The 25,464-nt window shown below is 59.6% G+C and carries 25 protein-coding genes; 14 read left to right on the forward strand and 11 right to left on the reverse strand.

The window, feature by feature from the left end; translation table 11 throughout:
• Positions 1 to 29: 29 nt before the first annotated feature.
• Entirely contained in the window at positions 30 to 425 is a 396-nt protein-coding gene (locus ACFWW2_RS18190) for a hypothetical protein (protein ID WP_393930372.1), read from the forward strand.
• A 54-nt stretch (positions 426 to 479) separates the two neighbouring features.
• On the opposite strand, the gene glyA is transcribed toward ACFWW2_RS18190, so the two are convergent.
• A complete protein-coding gene (gene glyA, locus ACFWW2_RS18195) occupies positions 480 to 1,775 on the reverse strand; it encodes a serine hydroxymethyltransferase (protein WP_393930374.1) in 1,296 nt (431 codons plus the stop codon).
• Between the two features lie 177 nt (positions 1,776 to 1,952).
• Between glyA and ACFWW2_RS18200 the strand changes: the two genes are divergently transcribed.
• Positions 1,953 to 2,717, forward strand: a complete 765-nt coding sequence (locus ACFWW2_RS18200; protein ID WP_393930377.1) for an NAD kinase — start codon at positions 1,953 to 1,955, stop codon at positions 2,715 to 2,717.
• On the opposite strand, the gene ACFWW2_RS18205 is transcribed toward ACFWW2_RS18200, so the two are convergent.
• Positions 2,714 to 3,343: a ribonuclease T2 family protein gene (locus ACFWW2_RS18205; RefSeq protein ID WP_393930379.1), complete on the reverse strand. Its 630-nt coding sequence runs from the start codon at positions 3,341 to 3,343 to the stop codon at positions 2,714 to 2,716. The two genes, ACFWW2_RS18200 and ACFWW2_RS18205, sit on opposite strands and share 4 nt — an antisense overlap.
• 134 nt (positions 3,344 to 3,477) lie before the next feature.
• Here ACFWW2_RS18205 and ACFWW2_RS18210 point away from each other — a divergent pair, with 134 nt between their 5' ends.
• Complete coding sequence (locus tag ACFWW2_RS18210; RefSeq protein WP_393930381.1) at positions 3,478 to 4,233, forward strand: DUF1013 domain-containing protein; 756 nt, start codon at positions 3,478 to 3,480, stop codon at positions 4,231 to 4,233.
• A gap of 38 nt (positions 4,234 to 4,271) precedes the next feature.
• Here ACFWW2_RS18210 and ACFWW2_RS18215 read toward each other — a convergent pair whose 3' ends face one another.
• On the reverse strand, positions 4,272 to 4,907 hold the full coding sequence (locus ACFWW2_RS18215) for a class I SAM-dependent methyltransferase (protein WP_393930383.1): 636 nt from the start codon (positions 4,905 to 4,907) through the stop codon (positions 4,272 to 4,274).
• Positions 4,908 to 5,042: 135 nt separating this feature from the next.
• Here ACFWW2_RS18215 and ACFWW2_RS18220 point away from each other — a divergent pair, with 135 nt between their 5' ends.
• Together ACFWW2_RS18220 and ACFWW2_RS18225 are read left to right on the forward strand one after the other, a co-directional pair.
• Positions 5,043 to 5,900 (forward strand): LysR family transcriptional regulator, encoded by an 858-nt coding sequence (locus ACFWW2_RS18220; RefSeq protein WP_393930385.1) that lies wholly within the window; start codon positions 5,043 to 5,045, stop codon positions 5,898 to 5,900.
• A gap of 412 nt (positions 5,901 to 6,312) precedes the next feature.
• Positions 6,313 to 7,767, forward strand: a complete 1,455-nt coding sequence (locus ACFWW2_RS18225) for an AMP-binding protein (protein ID WP_393930387.1) — start codon at positions 6,313 to 6,315, stop codon at positions 7,765 to 7,767.
• A gap of 106 nt (positions 7,768 to 7,873) precedes the next feature.
• Here the strand turns inward: ACFWW2_RS18225 and ACFWW2_RS18230 are convergent, their stop codons facing one another.
• A complete protein-coding gene (locus ACFWW2_RS18230) occupies positions 7,874 to 8,899 on the reverse strand; it encodes a serine hydrolase domain-containing protein (protein WP_393930390.1) in 1,026 nt (341 codons plus the stop codon).
• A gap of 118 nt (positions 8,900 to 9,017) precedes the next feature.
• Complete coding sequence (locus ACFWW2_RS18235) at positions 9,018 to 10,265, reverse strand: UbiH/UbiF/VisC/COQ6 family ubiquinone biosynthesis hydroxylase (protein WP_393930392.1); 1,248 nt, start codon at positions 10,263 to 10,265, stop codon at positions 9,018 to 9,020.
• A 44-nt stretch (positions 10,266 to 10,309) separates the two neighbouring features.
• On the opposite strand from ACFWW2_RS18235, the gene ACFWW2_RS18240 reads away from it, so the two are divergent.
• The gene (locus tag ACFWW2_RS18240) at positions 10,310 to 11,656 is read left to right on the forward strand and encodes an amidase (RefSeq protein WP_393930394.1); all 1,347 of its coding nucleotides are present in this window, start codon (positions 10,310 to 10,312) and stop codon (positions 11,654 to 11,656) included.
• Between the two features lie 421 nt (positions 11,657 to 12,077).
• On the forward strand, positions 12,078 to 12,404 hold the full coding sequence (locus ACFWW2_RS18245; protein WP_393930396.1) for a hypothetical protein: 327 nt from the start codon (positions 12,078 to 12,080) through the stop codon (positions 12,402 to 12,404).
• On the opposite strand, the gene ACFWW2_RS18250 is transcribed toward ACFWW2_RS18245, so the two are convergent.
• From ACFWW2_RS18250 to prpE, 3 genes are all read right to left on the reverse strand, one after another.
• The gene (locus ACFWW2_RS18250; RefSeq protein WP_393930398.1) at positions 12,392 to 12,832 is read right to left on the reverse strand and encodes a hypothetical protein; all 441 of its coding nucleotides are present in this window, start codon (positions 12,830 to 12,832) and stop codon (positions 12,392 to 12,394) included. The genes ACFWW2_RS18245 and ACFWW2_RS18250 overlap by 13 nt on opposite strands.
• Positions 12,833 to 12,866: 34 nt before the next feature.
• Positions 12,867 to 13,325 carry a hypothetical protein gene (locus ACFWW2_RS18255; RefSeq protein ID WP_393930400.1) on the reverse strand — a complete coding sequence of 153 codons (459 nt, stop codon included), beginning with the start codon at positions 13,323 to 13,325 and terminating at the stop codon, positions 12,867 to 12,869.
• Positions 13,326 to 13,557: 232 nt separating this feature from the next.
• Positions 13,558 to 15,450, reverse strand: coding sequence for a propionate-CoA ligase PrpE (gene prpE, locus ACFWW2_RS18260; RefSeq protein ID WP_393930402.1), 1,893 nt, complete (start codon positions 15,448 to 15,450; stop codon positions 13,558 to 13,560).
• 359 nt (positions 15,451 to 15,809) lie between these two features.
• Here prpE and ACFWW2_RS18265 point away from each other — a divergent pair, with 359 nt between their 5' ends.
• Positions 15,810 to 17,033: an MFS transporter gene (locus ACFWW2_RS18265; RefSeq protein ID WP_393930405.1), complete on the forward strand. Its 1,224-nt coding sequence runs from the start codon at positions 15,810 to 15,812 to the stop codon at positions 17,031 to 17,033.
• Here ACFWW2_RS18265 and ACFWW2_RS18270 read toward each other — a convergent pair.
• Together ACFWW2_RS18270 and ACFWW2_RS18275 are read right to left on the reverse strand one after the other, a co-directional pair.
• Positions 16,997 to 17,179: a hypothetical protein gene (locus ACFWW2_RS18270; protein ID WP_393930407.1), complete on the reverse strand. Its 183-nt coding sequence runs from the start codon at positions 17,177 to 17,179 to the stop codon at positions 16,997 to 16,999. The two genes, ACFWW2_RS18265 and ACFWW2_RS18270, sit on opposite strands and share 37 nt — an antisense overlap.
• Positions 17,172 to 19,451 (reverse strand): NADP-dependent malic enzyme, encoded by a 2,280-nt coding sequence (locus ACFWW2_RS18275; RefSeq protein ID WP_393930409.1) that lies wholly within the window; start codon positions 19,449 to 19,451, stop codon positions 17,172 to 17,174. The genes ACFWW2_RS18270 and ACFWW2_RS18275 overlap by 8 nt, the downstream gene beginning before the upstream one ends.
• 122 nt (positions 19,452 to 19,573) lie before the next feature.
• Between ACFWW2_RS18275 and ACFWW2_RS18280 the strand changes: the two genes are divergently transcribed.
• Complete coding sequence (locus ACFWW2_RS18280) at positions 19,574 to 20,665, forward strand: cupin domain-containing protein (RefSeq protein ID WP_393930411.1); 1,092 nt, start codon at positions 19,574 to 19,576, stop codon at positions 20,663 to 20,665.
• Here ACFWW2_RS18280 and ACFWW2_RS18285 read toward each other — a convergent pair.
• A complete protein-coding gene (locus tag ACFWW2_RS18285) occupies positions 20,653 to 20,862 on the reverse strand; it encodes a DUF3072 domain-containing protein (protein WP_393930413.1) in 210 nt (69 codons plus the stop codon). The two genes, ACFWW2_RS18280 and ACFWW2_RS18285, sit on opposite strands and share 13 nt — an antisense overlap.
• Positions 20,863 to 20,974: 112 nt before the next feature.
• On the opposite strand from ACFWW2_RS18285, the gene ACFWW2_RS18290 reads away from it, so the two are divergent.
• From ACFWW2_RS18290 to upp, 5 genes are read left to right on the forward strand one after another with little or no spacing between them, the layout of a single operon-like run.
• Entirely contained in the window at positions 20,975 to 21,367 is a 393-nt protein-coding gene (locus tag ACFWW2_RS18290; RefSeq protein WP_393930415.1) for a cytidine deaminase, read from the forward strand.
• Positions 21,368 to 21,370: 3 nt separating this feature from the next.
• Positions 21,371 to 22,672: a thymidine phosphorylase gene (locus tag ACFWW2_RS18295; RefSeq protein WP_393930417.1), complete on the forward strand. Its 1,302-nt coding sequence runs from the start codon at positions 21,371 to 21,373 to the stop codon at positions 22,670 to 22,672.
• Positions 22,672 to 23,847, forward strand: a complete 1,176-nt coding sequence (locus tag ACFWW2_RS18300; RefSeq protein ID WP_393930419.1) for a phosphopentomutase — start codon at positions 22,672 to 22,674, stop codon at positions 23,845 to 23,847. The genes ACFWW2_RS18295 and ACFWW2_RS18300 overlap by 1 nt, the downstream gene beginning before the upstream one ends.
• Positions 23,844 to 24,833 carry an adenosine deaminase gene (locus tag ACFWW2_RS18305; protein ID WP_393930421.1) on the forward strand — a complete coding sequence of 330 codons (990 nt, stop codon included), beginning with the start codon at positions 23,844 to 23,846 and terminating at the stop codon, positions 24,831 to 24,833. The genes ACFWW2_RS18300 and ACFWW2_RS18305 overlap by 4 nt, the downstream gene beginning before the upstream one ends.
• A complete protein-coding gene (gene upp, locus ACFWW2_RS18310; RefSeq protein ID WP_393930423.1) occupies positions 24,830 to 25,462 on the forward strand; it encodes a uracil phosphoribosyltransferase in 633 nt (210 codons plus the stop codon). The genes ACFWW2_RS18305 and upp overlap by 4 nt, the downstream gene beginning before the upstream one ends.
• Positions 25,463 to 25,464 lie beyond the last annotated feature (2 nt).

Raw genomic sequence — 25,464 nt, forward strand, 5'->3', positions numbered from 1 at the left:
GCCACGGATTGCCAGAACGATTGAGCCTTGTGGCAAAGCGCACTAATCGGGCTGATATGGCCCAGCAACTGCCCACATATATTGAAGAAATCCGCACGCTGATGGAGACGCAGATGTGGGTCAAAGGGCGCGATTTGCGCGCACAGACCCGTCGTGCCGGGCGTCGGTTGCCGCGCCGGATCCGCCGTGATCTGAAGTTCCTGATCGATGCGGAAAAGATCAATGCCAACCCCAAACTGGGCAGGATGGTGGATGACAAACGGGCCGCGCGGGCCCATGCCAATATCGTGGCGCATCTGAAGGCGATGAACCCGCGTGCGGCGCTTTGGACGTTGGTCCTGAATATCGCGGCCTCTGTTGCGCTGGCGCTGATCGTGATCTTTGTTGTGGTGCTCTACGTGCTCGTGCAGCGGGGCTTTGTCTGATCGGTCCCGCAGCAGAGCCGCCGGTAAGATGGGTTTAAACCCATCTTACGGTGTTCAAAGGTTGGGGTAGATCGGGAACTTGTCGCAAAGCGCTTCAACCTCGGCCTTCACTTTGGCCTCGACCGCGCTGTTGCCGTCTTCACCGTTGGCCGCCAGCCCTTCAGTGACTTCCACGATCCAATCGGCGATTTGCCGGAATTCCGGTTCACCAAAACCGCGCGTTGTCCCGGCAGGGGAACCGAGGCGGATACCGGAGGTCACCGTTGGTTTTTCTGGGTCAAACGGAATGCCGTTCTTGTTGCAAGTGATATGCGCGCGGCCCAATGACACTTCGGTCGCGTTACCTTTCACCCCCTTGGGCCGCAGATCGACCAGCATCAGGTGGCTGTCGGTTCCGCCAGAGACGATGTCCAGCCCACCTTTCATCAACTGGTCTGCCAAGGCTTGTGCGTTTTTGACCACCTGCTGTTGGTAGGTTTTGAATTCCGGGCGCAGCGCTTCGCCAAAAGCGACGGCCTTGCCGGCGATCACATGCATCAGCGGGCCGCCCTGAATGCCGGGGAAGATGGCGGAGTTGAATTTCTTCGCTAGCGCCTCGTCATTGGTCAGGATCATGCCACCGCGTGGACCACGAAGGGTTTTATGCGTTGTCGTTGTGGCCGCATGGGCATGCGGGAAGGGGGAGGGGTAGAGACCTGCGGCAACAAGCCCGGCGAAATGGGCCATGTCCACCAACAGATAAGCACCGACGCTATCCGCAACTTCGCGCATTTTCGCAAAGTCGATGATGCGCGGGATAGCCGATCCGCCGGCGATGATCATCTTTGGCTTATGTTCTTCGGTCAGGCGCGCGACCTCGTCATAGTCCAGCAGGCTGTCCTGACGGCGCACACCGTATTGGACGGCATTGAACCACTTACCAGACTGGTTCGGCTTCGCCCCGTGGGTCAGGTGACCGCCTGCATCCAGCGACATGCCAAGGATGGTATCACCTGGTTGCAGAAGGGCCTGAAACACACCCTGGTTGGCCTGGCTGCCGGAGTTCGGCTGCACGTTAGCAAAATCACATCCGAACAACTGTTTGGCCCGGTCAATGGCGAGGTTCTCCGCCACATCCACATGCTGACAACCACCGTAATAGCGGCGCCCCGGATAACCTTCGGCGTATTTGTTGGTCATCACGCCGCCCTGTGCTTCCATCACGGCGGCAGAGACGATGTTTTCCGACGCAATCAGTTCGATCTCTTTGCGCTGGCGTTTTAGTTCTGCCTGCATGGCCGCGTGGATTTCCGGGTCGCGGGTTTCCAGTGTTTCGGTGAAAAAGCCGTCGTCGCGCACGGTGACGTTCATGGGTGCATCCCCCCTTGGAAGCGGTACATTTGCGCCCTCATACCCCAAGCATTGTTGGTTCTAAAGCATCAAAACGACCAAGATGTTTATGAGGCCGTCATCCACGTTTCGTATCGGCGACTTGCGTTTCGGGTGTGATCGCCGCACAACTTATCGGAACTTAAGGGAAATTCGTCCATGCCACGCCCCAAGATCGCCTTTACGGCCAGCCCGGTGCCGATTGCGCAGGCAGCGCAGCGCGAATTGGCCGCAGTTTATGGCGATGTTGAGGCGCATGATGCCGACGTCATCGTGGCGCTGGGCGGTGACGGTTTCATGCTGCAGACCCTGCATGCGACCCAAGGTCTGGATGTCCCGGTTTACGGGATGAACCGCGGCACTGTTGGTTTTCTGATGAACGAATTTGGTGCGGATGGTCTGCGCGCCCGGCTGGATGCGGCCGAGGAAGAGATCATCAATCCGCTGGTCATGACCGCCCTGACCGCCGATGGGGAAATGCACGAGGCGCTGGCGATCAACGAGGTCAGCCTGCTGCGCGCCGGCCCACAGGCGGCCAAGCTGCGGATCACGGTTGATGGCAAGCTGCGCATGAACGAACTGGTCTGTGATGGGGCGCTGGTGGCGACACCTGCGGGGTCCACGGCATATAACTACTCGGCCCATGGTCCGATCCTGCCAATCGGGTCTGATGTTTTGGCCCTGACGGCGGTGTCGGCCTTTCGCCCCCGCCGTTGGCGCGGTGCGTTGTTGCCCAAAGGGGCCGTGGTGCGGCTGGACGTAATCGACCCGAACAAGCGCCCGGTGATGGCAGAGGCTGACGGCAAGTCGGTGCGCAACGTGGTCAGCGTCGAAATCCGGTCAGAGCCCACCGTGCGCCACCGCATCCTGTTTGATCCCGGTCATGGGTTGGAAGAACGCCTGATCCGGGAACAATTCGCCTAACGCATCGGGTCGAATTGCGCATCGTCCAGCGTGCAGTCCCGTACCACGTCATCGCCGCAGAGCATGGGGTTCAGGTCCCGATCCAGGCAAATCCGCGCCTCCTGAATATACCCTTGTTTGCAGGTGATGGTGATGTGGTCGGGCATCAGGGTGGGATTGTCGCGCAAGAATGCCTCTTCCACCACTTTCGCGGGCAGGGTGACGGGATTTTCCAGCTGGCGAAACACCTCTGGCCGGGTGAATTTCTCGTAGGCCTGACGCGACAGGTCGTAGTAATCGTCAGGGGACAGACCCGAACAAACCCCATGTTTGCGCCATTGATGCCAGGCCAGACCGGATGTGCCCATGATATCGGCCATCGCGCGTGTATCGCTGTGTGACGGCGGGCTGAAACCGCTGCGGCAGTATTCAGGATAGCCGGAACGGTATTGCGGCCAAAGCCCGTGCAGGATCCAGCCATGGTCACGGTCTGCGTCACATTGCGGTGATTGCCGCGCATCGCCTTCCAGTGCGCACCAATTGGCCGACCATGAGAGCGACAGCACGTAATAGTCGAACTCTCCGGCCACGTCTTGGGCCCATGCAGGTGGGGCAAGTAGGGCAAGAAGGGCGAGAAGTCGGCGCATTTTTGATCTTTCCTAACGGGATTGCCGCCCTTATATAGGCTTCAAGTTCCCCGACAATGCGAACCCGGCCCAATCAGCGGTCTGCCCAATTCAAGGGTGCGGGATAGCTTTGTCCGATGATGAGGAGAAGACAGATGTCTGACAAACCGATTATGGCCAAGGCAACCGCCGTCTGGCTTTGCGACAATACAACGATCACCTTCAAGCAGATTGCCGATTTCTGCGGCCTGCACGAGTTGGAAGTGCAGGGCATTGCTGATGGCGATGTGGCCATGGGCGTCAAGGGTTTTGACCCGATTGCCAACAAGCAGCTGACCCAGGAAGAGATCGACAAGGCCGAAGCGAACCCCACGCACAAGCTGAAGCTGCTGCATAACCCCGCCGCTGTGGGCGAGGAAAAGCGCCGCGGCCCGCGCTATACACCCCTGTCCAAGCGTCAGGATCGCCCCGCGTCGATCTATTGGCTGGTCAAGTTCCACCCTGAATTGTCCGACGGTCAGATTTCAAAGCTGGTGGGTACAACCAAGCCGACCATTCAGGCGATCCGCGACCGGACGCATTGGAACATCAACAATATCGACCCGATTGATCCGGTGGCTCTTGGCCTTTGCAAGCAGTCCGAACTGGACGCCGCCGTGCAAAAGGCCAATGCCAAGAAGGCCAAGGAAGGCACCGTCATGTCAGATGATGAACGGCGCAAGCTGGTCAGCACAGAACAGTCGCTGGGTATGGCACCCGAGCCCAAGATGCCAAGCGCCATCGAGGGGCTGGAAACTTTCAGCCTGTCTGATCCGCGTGGTGAAGAGGAAGAGGAGGAGGACAACCGCGACGTGTCTGACGCCGATAGCTTCTTCAATCTGCCGGATGATGACGGCAAAGACGACGATTGATCAGAAAAAGACCCGGGTCATCGCCCGGGCCTTTTCTTTTAGGGTCGCCTTGCGACGATAAACCTGTTGCTGGTGTGGGTGGTGAAATGGCCGGTTTCAACCAGATCAAAGCCCGCCTTTTTGAATGCGGCCTCCAGTTCCTTGATGGTGAAGCTGTTGACATAAGGGGCCTTGCCCACCAGCTGCATCAGCCGGACGATCACGCGCAGCCCGACATTCATCTCGCCCAGACAGGGCGTTTTGGTGATGACAAATCCGCCGGGTTTGACGGATGATTTCAAATGGGCCAGCACCCGTGGCAGATCGCCCAGCAGGTGCAGGATATTGAACCCACAGATCGCGTCATAAGGGGCACCGGCCAGCGGTGACAGGGCCGTGGCCTGCTGGAATGTGATGTTGTCCGGTCCGTCGGCCAGCTTACCTTGTGCAATGGCGATCATCTGTGGTGAGATATCAGTCGCTGTCACATGCTGCACACTGGGGCCAAGCAAAAGGGCGGTGCTGCCTGTCCCGCACCCGATTTCAAGGATGCGGTCATTCTGGTGCAGAAAGCTGCGGGTGCGGTCCAGCGTCTCCTCGTAGGCGGGCACGTCATCGACGGGGCGCTTGGCGTATTTCGGGGCGATTTTGTCCCAGAAGGCTGCGGCGGTCATATCGTCATTTCCTTTGTCCATGAGTTGCATCGTCAAGTGCGTTAAGTTTCGCCAGCACAATATCCATGCGGAAATATAATATGAATTGCCTAATATCGTCGTTTCGATATACAGAAATGTATGAATTGGCAGGCTGTTTCATTCGACTGGAATCAAGTGCGCGCTTTCCTCGCGACCGCTGAGGAAGGATCGTTAAGCGCCGCCGCTCGTGCTTTGAAATCCACGCAGCCTACATTGGGTCGGCAAGTGGCAGCGCTGGAGGAATCACTGGGCGTCACCCTGTTCGAGCGAGCCGGGCGGACCCTGACGATCACCGGCGCGGGTCAGGACCTGCTGGAACATGTGCAGGCGATGGGCGACGCGGCAAGCCGGATTTCCATGGTAGCCTCCGGCCAGTCGCAGGATGTGGCGGGCACGGTCTCGGTCACAGCAAGCGATCTGTTTTCGGCCAGGATGATGCCGTCGATCATCGCCAAGCTGCGCGAGGTTGCACCTGGCATCAATATTAATCTTGTCGCGTCCAACAAGGTTGAGAACCTGACGAAACGCGATGCCGATATTGCGATAAGGCATGTGCAGCCGGATCAGCCCGATCTGATTGCCCGCCGGGTGGCTGATTTTACCGGAAACATTTATGCATCAACGGCTTATCTGGATGCCAAGGGGCGGCCCGAGAGTGTCGATGATCTGGCGATACATGATTTTATCGGTGCCGAAGATATCCCGCGGTTGATCATGGCCTTGGCGGAGTTCGGTTTTCCCGTCGCACCGCATCAGTTCAGGGCCGCAAGCAACAGCGGCGTCGCCATGTGGGAGATGATGAAAGCTGATCTTGGTATCGCTGTTTTGCCGGTGATCCTTTGCGCAGCTGATCCACTGGTCGAAAAGGTTCTGCCTGATCATCCTGATATCTCATTCCCGGTCTGGTTGGCGACACATCGCGAACTGCGCACCAGTCGCCGGATCCGGATCGTGTTCGATACCTTGGCAGAGGCCCTGCAGGAGATGCATTAGCGGCCTAGGCGGCGTCTGCATTTACCACGCGCCACCGGTTTCAGTCAAAATTGCTCAGTTCCAGGAAACAGAGCGCAGGACTAACGGGTTAATTCAAGCTCTGTTGACGTAGAAATGGGCAATTTTGGCGAAACTCCTGCGGGGCGCGGCGCGTTGCGGGCTATAAAACGTCCACTGGACGTTTTGCTGAACGCCCTGACTGCCTCTGCCATCGCGGATTTGCCCGGCCGATGAACCACATCGCTGCGGCCAAATCAGCTTGTCAGCGGCAAAATGTGTCTCGCGCCGGTCGTGCGTGGTAAATGCAGACGCCGCCTAGCGAGCGTTGCAAAAGGTTAATGTGAACCTTTTTCGTGCTTGCCGCCGTCCGGGTGACCGGGAATGATGCGCCTGATCCAAAGGGGGCATGCCATTGGCCAACATATTGTTCGACGCGCTGTTTGCGCCGCATCGAGACGGCGCTGATCCGTTCTTGCACCTGCCGGACGGGCGCCGCGTGACCTATGGCGGTTTCATGGATCGCGTCGGCCAGTTTGCCGCTGTTCTGGCGCAGCTTGACCCGGGTGAGCGGGTTGCGGTGCAGATCGCCAAGACGCCCGATGCGCTCGCGATCTATGCAGCCTGTGTGCAGCGCGGTCTGGTGTTTTTGCCGCTGAACCCGGCCTATACGATCGCGGAAATGCGCTATTTCCTGACCGATAGCGGGGCCGGACTGTTTGTGGGGGACCGGGTGCCGACCTATGAGGTGATGGATATCACGCCATGGGTCGAAACCGAGGCGACGCTGGCGCAATTGGCCGATGCCGCGAGACCGATGACGGAGGTGGTGGACCGGGGGCCTGATGATCTGGCCGCGCTGCTTTATACCTCTGGCACGACAGGCCGGTCCAAGGGTGCGATGCTGAGCCATCGCAACCTGTTGTCCAATGCCGAAGTGCTGCGCGATGTCTGGGTCTTTACCGGCGATGATGTGCTGCTGCATGCCTTGCCGATTTTTCATACTCATGGGCTGTTTGTCGGCACCAACATCACCCTGCTCGCCGGTGGCGCCATGGTGTTTCTGCCCGGCTTTGATCCGGATGCGATGATTGCGGGGCTTTCCAAGGCAACGACACTGATGGGTGTGCCGACCTTTTATACCCGCCTGTTGGATGATGACCGGTTTGACCGTGATCTGGTCGCACATATGCGCTTGTTCGTGTCCGGTTCTGCCTCGCTTTTGGCGGAAACGCATGACCGGTTCGCCGCCCGGACCGGTCACCGCATTCTCGAGCGTTACGGGATGACCGAAACCAACATGAACACCTCGAACCCGTATGAGGGCGAACGGCGGGCTGGTACGGTGGGTCACCCCTTGCCGGGGGTCGAACTGCGTATCACGCACGGGGGTGCAGAGGTGCCAACCGGCGAGATTGGCACAATCGAGGTGCGCGGCCCTAATGTGTTTCAGGGCTATTGGCAGATGCCTGAAAAAACCGCCGAAGAGCTGCGCCCCGACGGCTGGTTCATCACTGGCGATCTGGGGCAGGTGGAGGCGGATGGCTATGTCACCATCGTGGGGCGGAGCAAGGATTTGGTCATTTCGGGCGGGTACAATGTGTACCCGAAAGAGGTCGAACTGGTCCTTGATGATCAGCCGGGCGTGTCGGAAAGTGCGGTCATCGGGGTGCCCGATGACGATCTGGGCGAGGCGGTGCTGGCCGTGTTGGTGGCCGCGGGTGATCTGGATATCGCGGCGGTGCAGGCGGGAGCGGCCAAGGCGCTGGCCCGATACAAGCAACCCCGCCGCTACGAGGTGGCTGAAGCGCTGCCACGCAACGCGATGGGGAAGGTGCAGAAGAATGTGCTGAGGGAAAGGTTTGGGTAGGACGGTTGGTTTGAGCCCATCTCTACCAATGCTGCGCAACGCGGGAATGACCGGTTCTAGGAAAAACCGGCTCTGATCGATTCACAATGCGAGCGTCGCTTCGTTCTCAGGAGCGGATGTTTTTCACAATACTTGCCATTGCCTCAAAAGCGGACTCGCCCGTTCCTGCTGAAAAGAAGGTGGTTCCCGACGAGGTATGGTGACGCCATTCAGCCGAGAAGATGTCATTGCCGCCATCATGCCAAAAAAGTAGCCCGCCATCATCGAGCGATTCGACCACAAGACCGTACCCGTAGAATGTGTCACCTTCACCCTCATCGACATGAGGAACCAGCGCTGCAGCCACGTAATCTTCACCTACAATTTCTCCATCAAGAAATGCCGCCCAGAACGACAAGAAGCCTTCGGCTGTCGTTACAAGCCCCCCGTTTCCTACAAGATTCCACCCTGGTGCAGAGCCACCCCAGCTTGCTTCAGCGACGTGAAGGCGCTGATATCCGGTCAACCAAAGTCTCTTGCTGATTATGGACCGATCTTGATCGTATGCCCGCCCATAGCCGATGGGATCTAAACCCTTCGGGATCACACGCTCAATGAGGTAGCCCTCATAATCCAGACCACTTTGTAGCTCGATGATGGCTGCGAGTATGGAATATCCAGCGTTTGAATAGGAATGAACTGCACCAGGTTCGGCATCCAATGGCGCTTCAAATACGCGTTCAAGGAATGCGGAACGTGACAGTTTTTCTTCGTCATCGCCTGTCGACTCAATGATACCAGAGGTGTGGGTCAGCAGTTGATGAAGGGTTATCTCAGCCTTGTCCTGAGGCACATTCGGCAAAAGTTGAGAAAGCGTCGCCTGGGTCGTCATGCCCATGTCTTCGATAAGATGTAAGACTGCTATGGCCGTCACAGTCTTGGTAATCGATCCAATGTCCACAATCTCGTCAGCGCCCGCGACTTTGACGTCAATCCCGCTTTCGACGTCTATTGTGCCAGCGCTGTCGCGTGCGGCGACAATAACTGGATGGTCAGAAGCCATCGCAGCAGCCAAGATTTCGCGCGTCGCTGTTTCGGCCAGCGCCGGGCTAACAAATACAATTGCCGTGACAAACAGAATGAGGGATTTCATAGCGGTTCTCCGTAGGGGCTTGTTTAATCTGATGAGTCACGATGACCAAAACAAGCGCAAAGCGGACATGATCAGATGCCGAAAATGCGACCGCATCATCCCGCCAACCCGTCGCCCGTCACCCCCGCATCAGTTTTGGCAAATCCCCGGTCAGCCCTGCGGCCTCGCGGATAAAGCCGCGCCGCAGCCCGGGGGCGGCGTTGACCAGCCCCATGCCGATATTGCGGGCGGCCCGTAGCAGGGGGTTATCATTGGAAAACAGGCGGTTAAACGTATCCGTCGCAATGGCAAGTGTGGCGGTGTCGAACCGCCGCCATTGCTGATAGCGTTGCAGAACGACAGGGCTGCCGATGTCTTCGCCACGCGCGCGCGCCTCGGCCAGCACCTCTGTCAGGGCCGCCACATCGCGCAGCCCCGCATTCAGCCCTTGCCCCGCAATCGGATGCACGCCATGGGCGGCATCGCCGACCAGTGCCAGCCTGTCTGCGATAAAACTGTTGGCCAGCGTCAGCCCCAGCGGATAGGTGAACCGCGCGCCTACCAGGCTGATCTGCCCCAGAAAACTGCCAAAGGCGGGGCGCAAAGCGTCCAGAAAATCCGCATCGTTCATCGCCGCCAGCTCCGCCGCGCGGGCATCCGTCTCGCTCCACACGATGGAACTACGATCATCCGTCAGTGGCAGAATGGCCAGCGGCCCACCCGGCATGAAGAACTGATGGGCAATGCCACCATGGGGTTTCTCATGGGCCACCGCGCAAACCACGGCTGTCTGCCCGTAACCCCAGCCGGTTCGCTTGATCTCGGCGCGTTCCGCCGTGCCGCTGCTGCGCCCGTCAGAGCCGATCAACACAGCGCCGGTCACGGTATTGCCTGAGGCCAGCGTCACGGTCGCATGCGGCCCATCAACCTCCTGCGCGACCACAGTTTCAGGCGCTAGATGGGTGATCCGCGTGTCCGCCTTCATTGCATCAAGAAAGGCACGGCGCAGGAACCGGTCCTCGACCATGTAGCCCATCGGGCCTTCCTCAATCTCGGCATGATCGAAATGCATCATCCAGGGGCTGGGGCCTTCGCCGGCGCGCCCGTCGGTCACCTTGATCTCCAGCATCGGCTGGGCGTGATCGCTGATCACATCCCAGATTCCGATTCCGTGCAACAAACGGGTCGAGGCGAGGGCCAGCGCATAACTCCGCCCGTCAAAATCCGGCTTCTTGCGCCGGTCCACAGGCAGCGCATCAATGATTGTGACCGTAAAACCCGACTGCGCTGCGGCCAGTGCAAGGGCAGGACCATTCAGCCCGCCACCCACGATGATGATGTCCGTCTCCATGCGCCGCACTATGCGCACCCGTCCGGGATTGTCCATGCGCCTGATGGCCGCTACCGTCGGCCAAAATCAGGGAGACGACGATGCAGGACTGGCGATGGAAGCGTGCGGCTGATCTGGGGCGCGGAATTGCGGCTGGGGCGATTGACCCGGTCGCGCTGACCGAAGTTTATCTGGATGCTATCGACGCCCATGAACACCGCGATCGCATCTATGTGCGCGTGACCCATGACAGGGCACGGGCCGAGGCCGCAGCCGCGGCAGAGCGGGCCCGCACGGGGTTCCGGCGCGGGCCGCTGGACGGGGTGCCGGTGTCGTGGAAGGACCTTTTTGATACTGCCGGGGTGGCGACTGAGGCGGGGACCGCCCTGATGGCAGGTCGTGTGCCCGACACGGACGCCTACGTGCTGCAGACGGCGACAGCCGCTGGTCTGGTCTGCCTGGGCAAGACCCATATGTCCGAAATCGCGTTTTCGGGGCTGGGCCTGAACCCGATCACAGCGACGCCCCCGTGCATCAACGATCCCGACGCAGTGCCGGGCGGATCGTCATCGGGGGCGGCCGCATCTGTGGCGTTCGGGCTGGCGGCGGCCGGGATCGGGTCGGACACGGGCGGATCTGTCCGCATTCCGTCGGCTTGGAACGATCTGGTGGGGCTGAAAACCACCCACGGGCGGCTGTCGCTGGACGGGGTGGTGCCGCTTTGCCTGACCTTCGACACCATCGGCCCGCTTTGCCGGTCCGTCGAGGATGCGAACCTGCTGCTGGCTGCCCTGCAAGGAACAAAGCCCGCCGATCTGGCCGGGCACACGCTGTCCGGCGTGCGCCTGATGCTGCTCGAAACCATCGTCTCTGATGATGTGAGGCATGAACCCAAGGCCGCGTTCGACAAGGCTGTCGTGGAATTGCAGGACGCCGGCGCCACCGTCAGCCGACGGGCATTTCCGGCACTGACGCAGGCATTTGACGTGGCTGGCGCACTTTTTGCCGGTGACAGCTATGGCTGGTGGCGGGATCGGGTCGAGGCGCATCCGGAAAAGATGTTCCCGCAAATCCTCGAACGGGTGCGGGGCGGGCGGGATGTGCGGGCGGCGGACTACGTGGCCGGATGGAACCTCGTCCATGACATCCGCAAACAATATGCGGCTGCGACGGCGGGTTTTGATGCGGTGATCATGCCAACTGCGCCCATCCTGCCTCCCAATGCCGACCGGCTGCTGGCCGAAGATGCCTATTACAAAACCGAAAACCTACTGGCGCTGCGCAATACACGGGTCGCGAACCTGATGGGGACCTGTGCAATCACGCTGCCCACCGGGGCGCCATCCTGCGGGATCATGTTCAACGGCCCTGCCGGGGGTGAGGCTGGGCTGCTGCGGCTCTGCGCGGCGGCGGAGAAGGTGCTCGCTGAACACGGGTCACAGGGCTGACCTGGGACCTGACTGTTAGACCCTTTATGATCGATGACTCTCAATTTTTCCTTGTAGTCTCCTGTTGACTGTCTGATGACGTCGGTCTTCAAGTCAGGCCGCCTGCTCGAAAAATCAAAAAATAGTTGAGCTGCCTTCCCTACAGAACGTAGCGAACGTGTCAGAAGAGCCCATACCCACGTGATGCTGCAAGCCGCATCGACGGCCGCTTTTCGGGCAAAACTGCGCGAGGTCAACGCGGCCGCGGATCGTTCCTGTAGGCTGAACCGGCGAGGTCGCCAAATGATCGACCGACAGTCATCCCGAAACAGGAGACCGCTTTGCCAAGGATTGCTTTGAGCCAGACAAGGTGTGCTACCGCTGTCGCTTCGAACCAGCCATGAGTTCTTCAGCCGGCATAACCCGTATTCTGCGCCTCGCAGTGCGGGCGCTGCTTGTAGTTTTCGCGCTCTTCTGGTTTGTCTTCGCCCTGCTGTCCGGTGCCGGACAACAAGATCAGGGTATTAGCGTGATGCTGCGAAATTTGCCGAACGCCATGCCTTGGTTGGCCTTGTTTATTGTGATCTACATTTCCTTCAGATGGGAACTCGCGGGCGGCCTTCTGGTCGTTGCGGCGGGGTTTTTCTCAATGGCGTTCTTCAACGCGCTCACCTCACCAGTCGTTTTGCTCGCCGTCTCTCTGCCAATGGTCGTGTTGGGTTCTGGGCTGATCCTTTGCTGGTTTTCGGATCGCCGTCAGACACCGTAGAGAGCATCCGCGTGGAATGTCGTCCAGACTAGGATGCCCAAGCCCAGGAGAATGCCCAGCGGAAAGACAATGAACCACATCGGGGTTATCTTCGGCTTCTCGAACCGCAGGCTGGTTGCCGTGGTCATGGTGTTCGTCCAAACATACCAGAATCCAAGCATTGTCAGCAGATAGTGTCCCCAAGGAGACGACTGAAGGCTGAGGACAATGGCGGCGATTGAAAGCGGAATGGTGAGGATCAGGTCTGCAAAAGCGATCCCGAAGAAGATGCGTTGCTGATGCCAGTCATCGAACGTACCATCGGGGTTCGGCATCGCCTTTCCGATCAGAACTTGTGCCTGGAACCACAACAGGAGCGCGGTGAGTATGGCGTTTAAGGCAAGAAGTATGTAGAGACTGATCCGCGACAAAAGCGAAAACTCGTCCATCTTGTCTCCTTTCAAGTTGCGTTACGCAAATGTGTCAGTCGAACAGTGCGCGGTTTCGGTACAGATACCAGATACCCCAGGCGGCGATCACACACAGCGCTGCCGGCACCAGGATACCCACCATCCCGGTTGGCGCGTGTCGGATATCGGCAGCTGCGTAGAGAGCCTGAGAGCTCCAGAAGACAAGCGGAAAGTACCAGAGCCATCCCAGTACGATCCAGCTTGCAACCACCCCCCAGAAGCGCATCCCCCAAAGCCCGATCGTCGCAATCAGAAAGAGCGGTAGGATGAGGATTGTATCCGCTATGGCAATCGCCCGGTTAATCTCGACAATCACGGGATCAACAAGCACTCGAGGTTCCTGCAAACCCCATTCTGCGACCATGTCGTAATAGAAGATAGCCAAGGTCTGGCCAAAGAACCAGATAATCAGGTTGAACAAATGAAACAGGATGAGTGTGGTCACACCGATGGGCCGTCCTGATCTGGTCATACTGCCTCTCGCTTGTCACGTAACTCGCATAAGGTGACCTCGCTGACTCGGATCACCGCATGTGCGAACCCGAGTACGCCAGATGGACAAAGAAGCATTGATTTCAGTCAATCGTTGGGTTCGCCCCGCATGCGAGTTGCGGGCTAAACTGCGCAACACCCCCCATTGCAGACCTTGAGGTCTGCTAGGTAGATGGCAGCTTCGTTCGCAAACCGGCCATTTACTATCAACCCTATCCCCCCGCATATCCCAGCGGTTTCAGTGCATCTTTGATCTCATCCAGGATGGCCGGGTCGTCTATTGTCGCGGGCATTTTGAAATCTGCGTTGTCCGCGATCTTGACCATTGTTCCCCGCAGGATCTTGCCGGATCTGGTTTTGGGCAGCCTGTCGACCACGGCGATCAGTTTGAAAGCCGCAACCGGGCCGATCCTGTCGCGGACCAGTTTGATGCATTCGGCCTTGATATCGTCGTCCGATTTGTCCGTGCCCTTGTTGGTGCAGACGAACCCCATGGGCAACTGTCCTTTCAGTGTGTCGGTCACACCGATCACGGCGCATTCGGCGACGTCGGGGTGGCTGGCCAGCACCTCTTCCATGGCACCGGTGGACAGCCGGTGCCCGGCCACGTTGATCACGTCATCGGTGCGCGCCATGATATAGAGGTACCCGTCTTCGTCGATCATGCCGGCGTCGCCGGTTTCGTAGTAGCCGGGGAAGGTGGTCAGGTAGCTTTTGATGAACCGGTCGTCAGCGTTCCAGAGTGTCGGCAGCGTGCCGGGGGGCAGGGGGAGCTTGACGGCGATGGCGCCGAGTTCGCCGGGTTTCATCGGGTTGCCGCCTTCGTCGAGGATTTGCACGTCATAGCCGGGCATGGCGACGGTGGGAGAGCCGATCTTGACCGGCAGCGCCTCAATCCCTGCCGGGTTGCCGGCGATGGTGTAGCCGGTTTCGGTCTGCCACCAGTGGTCGTAGACCGGGACGTTCATGACCCGCTGTGCCCATTCGATCGTGTCGGGGTCCGCCCGTTCGCCTGCCAGGTAGAGCGCGCGCAGGTGCGAGATGTCGTAGTTCTTGATCATCTCGCCGGTCGGGTCCTCGCGCTTGATCGCGCGGAAGGCGGTGGGGGCGGTGAAGAAGGACCGCACCTTATGTTCTTCGATGACCCGCCAGAATGTGCCTGCGTCGGGGGTGCCGACCGGTTTACCTTCGAACACCACAGTAGTGTTGCCGTGGATCAGAGGGGCGTAGCAGATGTAGCTGTGGCCCACGACCCAGCCCACATCGGAGGCGGCCCAGAACACATCGCCGGGGTCCACGTTGTAGATTGATTTCATCGTCCAGTTCAGCGCGACCAGATGCCCGGCGGTGGGGCGCACAACGCCCTTGGGCGCGCCGGTGGTGCCGGAGGTATAAAGGATATAGGCCGGGTGGTCGCCCTTCACGGGCACGCATTCGGCGGGCGTTACACCGGCCTGAAAGGCGTGCCAGTCATGGTCGCGCCCGGGGATCAGTTCGGCGACCTCTTGTTCGCGCTGAAAAATCACGCAGAAATCGGGTTTATGGGTGGCCAGTGCGATGGCGCCATCGAGCAGGGGTTTGTAATGTACGACCCGCCCCGGTTCGACCCCGCAGGAGCCGGCGATGATCGCCTTGGGTGTGGCATCGTCGATGCGCACGGCTAGTTCATTTGCGGCGAAACCACCGAATACGACTGAGTGGATGGCGCCGAGACGGGCGCAGGCCAGCATCGCCTCGAGCGCTTCGGGGATCATGGGCATGTAAATGATGACGCGGTCGCCCTTTTTGACACCCTTCGCCCGTAGTGCCCCGGCAAGCGACGCAACGCGGGTCTGCAGATCGGCATAGGTGATGGTGCGTTTGGTGTTGGTGATCGGGCTGTCATAGATGATTGCCGCCTGATTGCCGCGCCCGTTTTCCACATGCCGGTCCACGGCGTTGTAACAGGTGTTGACCTCGGCATCGGTGAACCAGCGGTAGAGAGGTGCCTTGCTGTCATCCAGCGCCTTCTGCGGCGGTGTCACCCAGTCAATCGCCTTGGCCTGTTCCATCCAGAAGCCTTCCGGATCGTTCTGCCATGCGGTGTAGACGTCAGCGTAACCCATTCCTGTTCCTCCCCAAACAATCTGGACCATGTGTTACGCCCGCAAAATGACGCAGGCAACGCGAGAGGTGTGAAACGGGACAGAAAGAGTCAAAAAATTGACCGGACGACAGAACGGGTGGCGCCGGAAAGGGAGCACACTTTGGCTTGTATCAGGGGTTCAGATCGGCCGGGGCGATGTCCTTGAAATCTGTTGTAGAATGTCAGATGACTTTGACTTTCACGTCACCAACTGACCCAAAATGTGAAACCGGCAAAGCGGACCTTGGTATAAACGCGGCGAAAGCGGGCGGAAGAGCCCAGCCCTACTGGATGTCTGCGCCTTGTCGAATGGCCGGTTTTACCATTTAACTCTGCGATATGTCTTCACCCCGATACAACTCGCACCAGATCATCGTTCTATTGATCTGTGTTGGGATATTCGCGCTTGGTCAGTTTCACCGAGCGTCAGGAGGCGTGTTTACACCGATCTTGATGGATCGGTTTGCGCTTTCGGCCGCGACCATCGGTGGGTTGGTGTCGGCAATGTTCTTCGCCACGATTTTGGCGCAGGTGCCATTTGGCGTAGCGTTGGACAAGAAGGGACCACGCCCCGTTCTGAGTTTGTGTATTCTAATTATCGCTGTCGGGACCGCCATCTTTGCCTTTGCAGACAGCTTCGACGCAATGTTTCTTTCGAGAGTTCTGATCGGGATCGGATCAGCCGCAATGGGGGCTGCGACACACCTCATCATTGCGCGAAATTTTACAGGCAGTGACTTTGGATACATCAGCGGGCTAGTTGTCACTCTTGGCGGGATTGGAGGTTTGATCGGGACGTATCCTCTTGCCTTCGTTCTTGAGCGCGTTTCGTGGTCCGTCGTTTTCGCGACTGTGGCTGCGACTACGCTTCTGCTATCCGTTGTCGTGTTTGGTTCGGTGCGACGAGGTGCGCCAGAAACAGTTGAGTCGGATCCGGATGTTGGCAAACAAGGGTTTCTGACACTCCTATCGCGACCAGAATTCCTCAGAATCCTCGTGCTGGGTGCGGTGACATATGCGCCGATCACCACGATCACCGGTCTGTGGGGTGGCCCATACTTGCAGGATGTCACCGGGCTTTCCGCAGAGCAGGCCGGCGCTGTTCTATTGCTTTTCTTTTCCGCCACGATTGTCGCGGGTTATGTCTTTGGGCTTTTGGATCGCAGGGCTAAGTCGAGAAAGCGCATCGTTCTGGTCGCTGTCGGCCTGTCGGGATTTATGCTGATCCTTCTGGCTGGGCTGAACGGCTTAAGCGCGCAAACATCAATTGCGCTCTTATTGGCGATGGTCTTCCTTCAGCAGTTCTACGTCCCGTTAGGCGCACATATGAGACGAGCGGTCCCGGACCGTATGCTTGGTCGTGCCTCCACCTTGCTGTCGCTTGTTTCTGTTGCGGCCATACCGGCAATGCAACTTGGCTTTGGTGGTGTCCTTGATCTTGCTGCCAGCATGGGCTTCGGGATCGAGGCCCAATACCGATTGGCGTTCGGGTTGATGGGAATTCTGATCTTGCTTTGTGGGTCGGTCTACGCGTTCGCCCAAGACGCAGATGACTTTGAATAAACGGCAAAGCGGCCATTGGTCAGGCAGATCAGCCGGAAGGGGCCCGTCATGATATCGCTGAGCGCCCGGTAGAGGATATTGGTGTATTTGCACGGATAGCCCTTGCCCCATTTGAAGCAGAGGAAAACCGGCGTCAGGTCAGCCATAGTGGGCCACCGGTGTGCCTGCCAGCGCGGACATGTTCAGAAGCCCACGTGCGGTGATCGACGGTGTCACGATATGACAGCGGTTGCCCATGCCCATCAGGATCGGTCCGACCTCAAGCCCGCCGGCTTTCATCTTGAGCGCGTTGCGCACGCCCGATGCCGCGTCGGTATTGGCGAAGATGAGTGCGTTGGCAGCACCCGGCAGATGTGCTTCGGGGAAGACCCGGTTGCGCAGTTCGACATCAAGGGCCGCATCCACATGCATTTCGCCTTCATAGGCGAAATCGCGGGGCGTACTGTCGAGGATTGCCATGGCCGCCCGCATGCGGCGGCCTGTATCGCAATCGAGATTGCCGAACTGGCTGTGCGAGCAAAGCGCGATTTTCGGTTCCACCCCGAAACGGCGCACATGGCGTGCTGTTCCGATGACCGTTTCGGCGATCTGTTCCGGGGTTGGTTCCGCGTGAACCTGTGTGTCGGCCACGAAGAGCGGTCCGTCTTCGAGGATCATCAGTGAGAGCGCACCGACCGGGTGCAGGTCTTTGGTGCCAAGGATCTGCGCGACATAGTTCAGGTGCCACAGGAATTGTCCGAATGTGCCGCAGATCATGCTGTCGGCCTCGCCCCTGTGAACCATCACGGCCCCGATGGCGGTGGTATTGGTGCGCATGATCGCCTTGGCGAGATCCGGGGTCACGCCGCGCCGCGCCATCAGGCTGTGATAGGTTTCCCAGTAGTCGCGGTAGCGGGGGTCGTTTTCGGGGTTCACGATGCTGAAATCGATGCCGGGGCGGATCTTGAGGCCGGCGCGTTCGCAGCGTCGTTCAATCACTTCGGGTCGGCCGATCAGGATCGGCGTGTCGGTGGTTTCTTCCATGATCGCCTGTGAGGCGCGCAGAACCCGTTCGTCTTCGCCTTCGGCAAAGACGATCTTGCGTTCGGCGGTGCGGGCGGCATCAAAAACGGGCCGCATGATCATCGCGGATTTGAAGACGGACCCGTCCAGCTTGCTCTTGTAGGCCTTCATATCCTCAATGGGTCTCGTCGCGACGCCGGTTTCGCAGGCAGCCCTCGCCACTGCGCTGGCCACAACGCCCATCAGGCGTGGATCAAAGGGTTTGGGGATCAGGTAATCTGCCCCAAAGGTCAGTTGTTCGCCTTGGTAGGCGGCTGCGGCCTCTGCGCTGGTGGTGGCGCGGGCGAGGGCGGCGATACCTTCGACGCAGGCGATTTTCATTTCGTCATTGATGGTCGTGGCGCCCACATCCAGCGCGCCGCGGAAGATGAAAGGGAAACAGAGGACGTTATTGACCTGATTGGGGAAATCGCTGCGGCCCGTGGCGATGATCGCGTCCGGCGTGACGGCGCGCGCGTCCTCCGGGCTGATTTCCGGGGTTGGGTTGGCAAGGGCAAAGATGATCGGGCGCTTGGCCATTTTCGCGACCATGTCGGGTTTCAGGACGCCTGGGCCGGACAGGCCAAGGAAGAGATCGGCGCCTTCGATCACATCCATCAGCGTCGCGGGTTCGGTTCCTTGGGCATACTCCGCCTTTTGCGGAGTCATGTCCTTTTCACGCCCTCCATAAACCAGCCCTTCGATGTCGCAGAGCCAGACGTTTTCGCGTTTGACGCCCAGTTTCAGCAGCATGTTCAGGCAGGCGATGCCTGCTGCCCCGCCGCCGGTGCTGACGATCTTGATATCTTCGAATGTCTTGCCTGCGACCTGCAGGGCGTTGGTGGCGGCGGCCCCGACGACGATTGCGGTCCCGTGCTGGTCGTCGTGGAAGACGGGGATGTTCATCCGTTCGCGGCACAGTTTTTCGACGATGAAACAGTCGGGGGCCTTGATGTCTTCGAGGTTGATCGCCCCGAATGTGGGTTCCAGCGCGCAGACGATATCAGCCAGCTTTTCGGGGTCGGGTTCGTTCAGTTCAATATCGAAACAGTCGATATTGGCGAATTTCTTGAACAGGACCGCCTTGCCTTCCATCACCGGCTTGGATGCCAGCCCGCCGATATTGCCAAGGCCCAGAACGGCGGTGCCGTTGGTCACGACTGCAACCAGATTACCCCGCGCGGTGTAGTCGCGGGCGGTTTCAGGGTTTGCCTTGATTTCCAGACACGCCTCGGCCACGCCGGGTGAATAGGCGCGCGCAAGGTCGCGGCCATTGGCCAACGGTTTGGTTGCCCTGATTTCCAATTTGCCGGGTTTGGGGAACTGGTGATAATCGAGTGCGGCCTGTCGCAGGCCTTCTTTGGCGTCGTCTGGCATCTGTCCCTCCCGATATGGTTTAATATTAAACCATTTTGCATTTCCTTGGAAAAGCCGTGGGATGATTAAGCATGGTTTGCAAGCCCTTGCAAATCATTCCACCCGGCCACAGGGTGCGAGGTATGACATCAGAGCACGATATCCGGGCCGAGATTTGCCTGCCCACGACCGATTTGCGGGCCGATCTTGGGTTTTTTGGCAAGGTTCTGAATATGCGTCTGGATATGATCTATCCGGCCGATGACCCGTCTGTGGCCGTCTATTCCGGCCACGGTGTTCGGGTCAGGTTGGAGCAGGGGGCGGGTGCGCCCGGACGCTTGCGTGTATTGACGGATGATCCTTGTTTTGCGGAAGGTCAAAAGGAACTAACAGCGCCAGGTGGCACGCAGGTGGAAATCCATCCGCTGAACCCGCCGCTGCTGCTGCCTGAGACCGATCATGCCTTTGTCGTCCGCCGCCTTGCCGATCAGGCCCCTTGGGTGATTGGCCGCGCGGGCATGCAGTATCGCGATCTGATCCCCACGCGGTTGGGCGGGTCGATCATTGCCAGCCATATCCGGATTCCCGATGGTGGTCCGGTGCCGGATATGGTGCATTTCCACAAGGTCGGGTTTCAGCTGATTTTTTGTTATCGTGGCTGGGTTGATGTGGTCTACGAGGATCAGGGCCCGCCGATCCGCCTGACCGCGGGGGATTGTTTCATTCAGCCGCCGGAAATCCGGCACCGCGTGCTGGAAGCGTCTGACGGGATCGAGGTGATTGAGATCGGGGTGCCCGCCGAGCATATCACCGAGATTGATCATGTGATGGAATTGCCAACCCCGCATCTGCGCCCGGATCGCGAATGGCAGGGGCAGAAATTTGTGTTCAATCAGGCCAAGGATGCGGATTGGCAGGCGTCGCGTCTGCCGGGGTTTGTTGCGCGGGATACGACCATTGCCGTAAATACAAGGAACGTGGCCGGTGTGCAGGTGTTCAGGCGGGGTCAGGGCGATCCGGTCTGGACCACGCATGACGCCGATATTCATTTCACCTTTGTGATGGCCGGGCAGATGATTTTGGAGGGGGAGGGCAAGGACCCCTATACACTGGCGCCCGGCGATGCGTTTGTCATCCCGCCGGGGATGGCCACCCGTTATGCCGACCCTTCAGAGGACATCGAATTGCTGGAGGTGACCTTGCCCGGAGCGTTCAAGACCGATCAGAGGTTCTGAGTATCGTTCAGATGCCCGCGCAACGCTTCGATCCGTTGCAGCGCCTGTGCCTGGGTCAGGGATGCATCGAAAGGTTCGCCCGCGTTTTCGCACAGAACCCGCAGGATATCGGCCTGATCGCCGGTCATTGGCGCATCGGGATCATGCGGGGTTGATGCATCGGGATCGTCGAGGACGGTTTTGGGTGGGGTTGCCATCGTTGAACTCCTTTGTTCTGTCATTCCTTCAACCCCTTCATGGCCGTTTCGGTTCCCCTTGCATCCCCGCGCGTCCGGCTTCACTCTGGCATGAAACATTACCGGAGGCCCCATGTCCCTGATCGACACCGCCCGACAGGTGCGCGAAAATGCCCACGCCCCCTATTCGAAATTCAAGGTTGGGGCGGCTTTGCGGGCGGTGTCCGGCACTGTTTATGCAGGCTGCAATGTGGAAAACGTGGCCTATCCCGAAGGCACCTGTGCAGAGGCCGGCGCGATTGCCGCCATGGTCGCCGGAGGCGATACCGAGATTGCAGAAATCGCCGTGATCGCAGATAGCCCCAAGCCGATCAGCCCTTGTGGTGGCTGCCGCCAGAAGATTGCGGAATTCGCCAAGGGCGATGTGAAGGTGACCCTGACCACGGTGGATGGGGTGACGCTGGAAACCACCGTGGCTGATCTGCTGCCGGGGGTGTTCGACGCTGATTACATGAGCAGGGTCTGATTAATGGACGCCCGTGCCATCATCGCCAAGGTGCGCAAGCACCAGACCCCCAGCCGGGAGGAGTTGACGTGGTTTGCCAAGGGGCTGGCAAACAAAGATGTCAGTGATGCGCAGGCCGGTGCCTTTGCCATGGCGGTCTGCCTGAACGGGTTGAGTGATGAGGGGCGTGTGGCCTTGACCCAAGGCATGCGTGACAGTGGTGATGTGCTGAAATGGGATCTGCCGGGGCCGGTCGTGGACAAGCATTCGACCGGTGGGGTTGGGGATTGTGTGTCACTGATCCTCGCCCCGGTTCTGGCGGTGTGTGATGTGTACGTGCCGATGATTTCGGGGCGCGGGTTGGGCCATACCGGCGGGACGCTGGATAAGTTGGAGGCGATCCCGGGCCTGAATATCAACGTGACAGAGGCGCAGTTGCGCAAGATTACCCGCGATGTCGGCTGCGCGATTGTCAGTGCCACTGGCCAAATCGCCCCTGCGGACAGACGGCTTTATGCGATCCGCGATGTGACGGCCTCGGTCGAAAGTGTGGATCTGATCACGGCCTCGATCCTGTCCAAGAAACTTGCCGCCGGGCTGGAAAGCCTGATCTTGGATGTCAAATGCGGGTCAGGTGCGTTCATGAAAACCCCGGACGAGGCCCGCGCGTTGGCCCGTGCGCTGGTGGATGCGGCCAATGGGGCAGGCTGCAAGACCGAGGCGATGATCACCGACATGAACGAACCGCTGGCCCCCTGTCTGGGCAACGCGGTCGAGGTGGCGATTTGCATGGAGATTCTGGCGGGCAACAAGGCGGCGAGCCCGCGCCTGCATGATCTGACCGTGGCACTTTGTGCGCGTCTGCTGGTGATGCAAGGTCAGGACGAGGGCGAGGCGACGGCGCGTGTCAGCAAGGCGATCAGTTCGGGTGCAGCGATGGAACGGTTCGCGCGGATGATTGCGGCCCTGGGTGGCCCGCCTGATATGGCCGAGGATTGGCATACGCATCTGCCGCGCGCCCCTGTTGTTGGCGATGTGGTCAGCCCGACCGCCGGGCATATCGCGGCGATTGATGGTGAGGCGCTGGGCCTTGTCGTTGTGGCCCTTGGCGGCGGTCGGCGGGTGGAAACGGATCGGATTGATCCTGCGGTTGGTCTGACCGATATGGTCGCACTTGGTGCCGCAGTAGGGCAGGGTCAGCCGCTTTGCACCGTGCATGCCGCGACTGAAGAAGCGGCAGAAGAGGCCGCGCGCGCCGTGCAGGCCGCAATCACCATTGGCAACCCGTCCGCGCCGCAGGACCTGATACTGGAAAGGATCACCTGATGCCCCGCGCCTTCCTGATTGTCATCGACAGTGTCGGTATTGGCGGCGCACCGGATGCCGACCAGTTTTTCAACGGTGACGTGCCGGATACCGGGGCGAATACCGTGGGGCATATCGCGGACAGTGCCGGGCTGAATGTGCCGGCGCTGGATGCGCTGGGGCTGGGGGCGGCGGTTAAGCTGGCGTCGGGGTTCGATGCGCCGGGGCTGGGCGCTGTGCCTACAGGTGCCTGGGGTGCCGCGACAGAGGTGTCGCGGGGCAAGGACACGCCTTCAGGCCATTGGGAACTGGCGGGCGTGCCTGTGCCGTGGGACTGGCACACCTTTCCTGACACCGACCCGGCATTCCCAGAGGACCTGACAGCCGAGATTTGCGCGAAAGCCGGAACAGACGGCATCCTCGGCAATCGCCATGCGTCTGGCACGGCAGTGATCGAGGATGAAGGCGAGGCGCATCTGAAATCCGGTTGGCCGATCTGCTACACCTCAGCCGACAGCGTGTTGCAGATTGCGGCCCATGAAGAGGCGTTCGGGCTGGAGCGATTGCTGAAGCTTTGCAAGGATTTGGCCCCGACATTGCATGCGATGAAGGTGGGTCGGGTGATTGCGCGGCCGTTTGTGGGGGAGCCGGGCAGCTTCAGCCGGACCGCAAACCGCAAGGATTTTGCGATTGCGCCGCCATCCCCGACGATCTGCGATTATGTGCATGATGCGGGCCGCAAGGTTTATGCGGTGGGCAAGATCGGTGACATCTTTTCGATGCGGGGCATTGATGATCTGCACAAGGGGCGCGATGCGGCGCTGATGGACCAGCTGCATGATCTGGCAGAAGAGGCCGAAGATGGCGCGCTGGTCTTTGCCAATCTGGTTGAGTTCGATAGTGAATACGGGCATCGACGCAATCCTCAGGGCTATGCCGATCATCTGGCGTGGTTCGATCAGGGGTTGGCTGCGTTGCTGCCGCGGCTTCGCCCCGATGACCTGTTGATCGTCACAGCCGATCATGGCAATGACCCGACCTGGGTCGGCACAGATCACACCCGCGAACGGGTGCCGGTGCTGGTGCATGGGATCGGGGCAAGGGCGCTGGGCCAGTTGGCCTTCACCGATGTGGCGGCGAGCATCGCGACGCATCTGGGTGTGCCTTACAAAGGTGAAGGAACAAGTTTTCTATGACGTTCAAGTCCACGCCAAAGGTCGAACTGCACACCCATCTCGAAGGCTGCGCGCCACCTGCGTTCATCAAGGGGCTGGCTGCGGAAAAGAATATTGATATCAGCAAGATATTTACCGAACAGGGCGGCTATGCCTTTCGTGATTTCGATCATTTTCTGCAGGTCTATGAGGCCGCCTGCACGACCCTGCAAAGCCCCGAGGATTTTCGCCGCCTGACGATGGCCGTGCTGGAAGAAACCGCGTCGCATGGCGTGGTTTATATGGAAACTTTCGTCTCCCCCGATTTCTGCGGGGACGGTGATCTGACCGCCTGGCGCGAATATCTGGCCGCGATCGAAGACGCTGCCAACGAGGCTGAGGCGACGCTGGGGATTACGATGCGCGGGATCGTCACGGGCATTCGCCATTTCGGGCCGGAGGCCTGCAAACCGGCGGCGAAATGCGCGGTGGAGACCTATGGCGGATTTATCACCGGTTATGGCATGGCAGGCGGCGAAATGGTGGGGCGTCCGGGAGATTATGCCTATAGTTTCGACATGGCGCGGGAGGCTGGTCTGCCGCTGACCTGTCATGCGGGCGAATGGGGTGGGCCGGATATGGTGGCCGACACGATCCGCGATCTTGGGGTGTCCCGGATCGGGCACGGGATCAGCGCGGCACGCGACCCTGCACTGGTTGATGAGATTGCCGAGAAAGAGATCGTGCTAGAGGTTTGCCCCGGTTCCAACGTGGTGCTGAATGCGGTGGAGGGCTGGGGCGCCCATCCGATTGCGAAGCTGCGTGATGCAGGGGTCAAGGTCACGGTATCCACTGATGATCCGCCGTTTTTCCATACAACGATGACCGCCGAATACGACATGCTGAACCGCACATTCGGCTGGGGCGATGACGATTTCAAAGCGCTGAACGACACTGCCCTTGCCGCGGCATTCTGCAATGACGACACCCGCGCCCGCGTGGCCAAACGACTGGAGCCTGCCCAATGACCGACCATGTCACCCATGTCACCCACCCGCTGGTCCAGCACAAACTGACGCTGATGCGCGACAAGGATACATCGACCGCCGTATTTCGGCAGCTTCTGCGCGAGATCAGCCAGCTTTTGGCCTATGAGGTGACGCGCGAATTACCGATGACGACCCGGCGGATCGAAACTCCGCTGGAGCCGATGGATGCCCCGGTGCTGGATGGCAAGAAACTGGCGCTGGTGTCGATCCTGCGGGCGGGGAACGGTCTGCTGGATGGTATTCTGGAGCTGATACCGTCGGCCCGCGTCGGTTTTGTCGGGCTTTATCGTGATGAGGAAACGCTGCAGCCGGTGCAGTATTACTTCAAGGTCCCGATGGAGTTGGAGGACAGGCTGGTCATTGCCGTCGATCCGATGCTGGCGACGGGCAATTCGTCGGTCGCGGCGATTGATCTGCTCAAGAAAGCGGGGGCGAACAATATCCGGTTTCTGTGCCTGTTGGCCGCGCCCGAAGGCATTGCGCGCATGAGAGAGGCGCATCCGGATGTGCCGATCGTGACCGCCGCGATTGACAGCCACCTGAACGATCACGGCTATATCGTGCCCGGGCTGGGTGATGCGGGTGACCGGATGTTTGGGACGAAGTAACG

The sequence above is a fragment of the Yoonia sp. R2-816 genome, assembly GCF_046762905.1.
GTDB lineage: Bacteria > Pseudomonadota > Alphaproteobacteria > Rhodobacterales > Rhodobacteraceae > Yoonia.

Excerpts from the sequence above, each read along its gene's own strand:
- ACFWW2_RS18305 (WP_393930421.1), top strand. The coding sequence starts at position 23,844 with ATGACGTTCAAGTCCACGCCAAAGGTCGAACTGCACACCCATCTCGAA.
- ACFWW2_RS18205 (WP_393930379.1), bottom strand. The coding sequence starts at position 3,343 with ATGCGCCGACTTCTCGCCCTTCTTGCCCTACTTGCCCCACCTGCATGG.
- ACFWW2_RS18215 (WP_393930383.1), bottom strand. The coding sequence starts at position 4,907 with ATGGACAAAGGAAATGACGATATGACCGCCGCAGCCTTCTGGGACAAA.
- ACFWW2_RS18300 (WP_393930419.1), top strand. The coding sequence starts at position 22,672 with ATGCCCCGCGCCTTCCTGATTGTCATCGACAGTGTCGGTATTGGCGGC.
- ACFWW2_RS18235 (WP_393930392.1), bottom strand. The coding sequence starts at position 10,265 with ATGGACAATCCCGGACGGGTGCGCATAGTGCGGCGCATGGAGACGGAC.
- ACFWW2_RS18280 (WP_393930411.1), top strand. The coding sequence starts at position 19,574 with ATGACATCAGAGCACGATATCCGGGCCGAGATTTGCCTGCCCACGACC.
- ACFWW2_RS18270 (WP_393930407.1), bottom strand. The coding sequence starts at position 17,179 with ATGGCTGACCTGACGCCGGTTTTCCTCTGCTTCAAATGGGGCAAGGGC.
- upp (WP_393930423.1), top strand. The coding sequence starts at position 24,830 with ATGACCGACCATGTCACCCATGTCACCCACCCGCTGGTCCAGCACAAA.
- ACFWW2_RS18290 (WP_393930415.1), top strand. The coding sequence starts at position 20,975 with ATGTCCCTGATCGACACCGCCCGACAGGTGCGCGAAAATGCCCACGCC.
- ACFWW2_RS18265 (WP_393930405.1), top strand. The coding sequence starts at position 15,810 with ATGTCTTCACCCCGATACAACTCGCACCAGATCATCGTTCTATTGATC.
- ACFWW2_RS18255 (WP_393930400.1), bottom strand. The coding sequence starts at position 13,325 with ATGACCAGATCAGGACGGCCCATCGGTGTGACCACACTCATCCTGTTT.
- ACFWW2_RS18275 (WP_393930409.1), bottom strand. The coding sequence starts at position 19,451 with ATGCCAGACGACGCCAAAGAAGGCCTGCGACAGGCCGCACTCGATTAT.
- ACFWW2_RS18200 (WP_393930377.1), top strand. The coding sequence starts at position 1,953 with ATGCCACGCCCCAAGATCGCCTTTACGGCCAGCCCGGTGCCGATTGCG.
- ACFWW2_RS18250 (WP_393930398.1), bottom strand. The coding sequence starts at position 12,832 with ATGGACGAGTTTTCGCTTTTGTCGCGGATCAGTCTCTACATACTTCTT.
- prpE (WP_393930402.1), bottom strand. The coding sequence starts at position 15,450 with ATGGGTTACGCTGACGTCTACACCGCATGGCAGAACGATCCGGAAGGC.
- ACFWW2_RS18210 (WP_393930381.1), top strand. The coding sequence starts at position 3,478 with ATGTCTGACAAACCGATTATGGCCAAGGCAACCGCCGTCTGGCTTTGC.
- ACFWW2_RS18240 (WP_393930394.1), top strand. The coding sequence starts at position 10,310 with ATGCAGGACTGGCGATGGAAGCGTGCGGCTGATCTGGGGCGCGGAATT.
- ACFWW2_RS18295 (WP_393930417.1), top strand. The coding sequence starts at position 21,371 with ATGGACGCCCGTGCCATCATCGCCAAGGTGCGCAAGCACCAGACCCCC.
- ACFWW2_RS18230 (WP_393930390.1), bottom strand. The coding sequence starts at position 8,899 with ATGAAATCCCTCATTCTGTTTGTCACGGCAATTGTATTTGTTAGCCCG.
- ACFWW2_RS18285 (WP_393930413.1), bottom strand. The coding sequence starts at position 20,862 with ATGGCAACCCCACCCAAAACCGTCCTCGACGATCCCGATGCATCAACC.
- glyA (WP_393930374.1), bottom strand. The coding sequence starts at position 1,775 with ATGAACGTCACCGTGCGCGACGACGGCTTTTTCACCGAAACACTGGAA.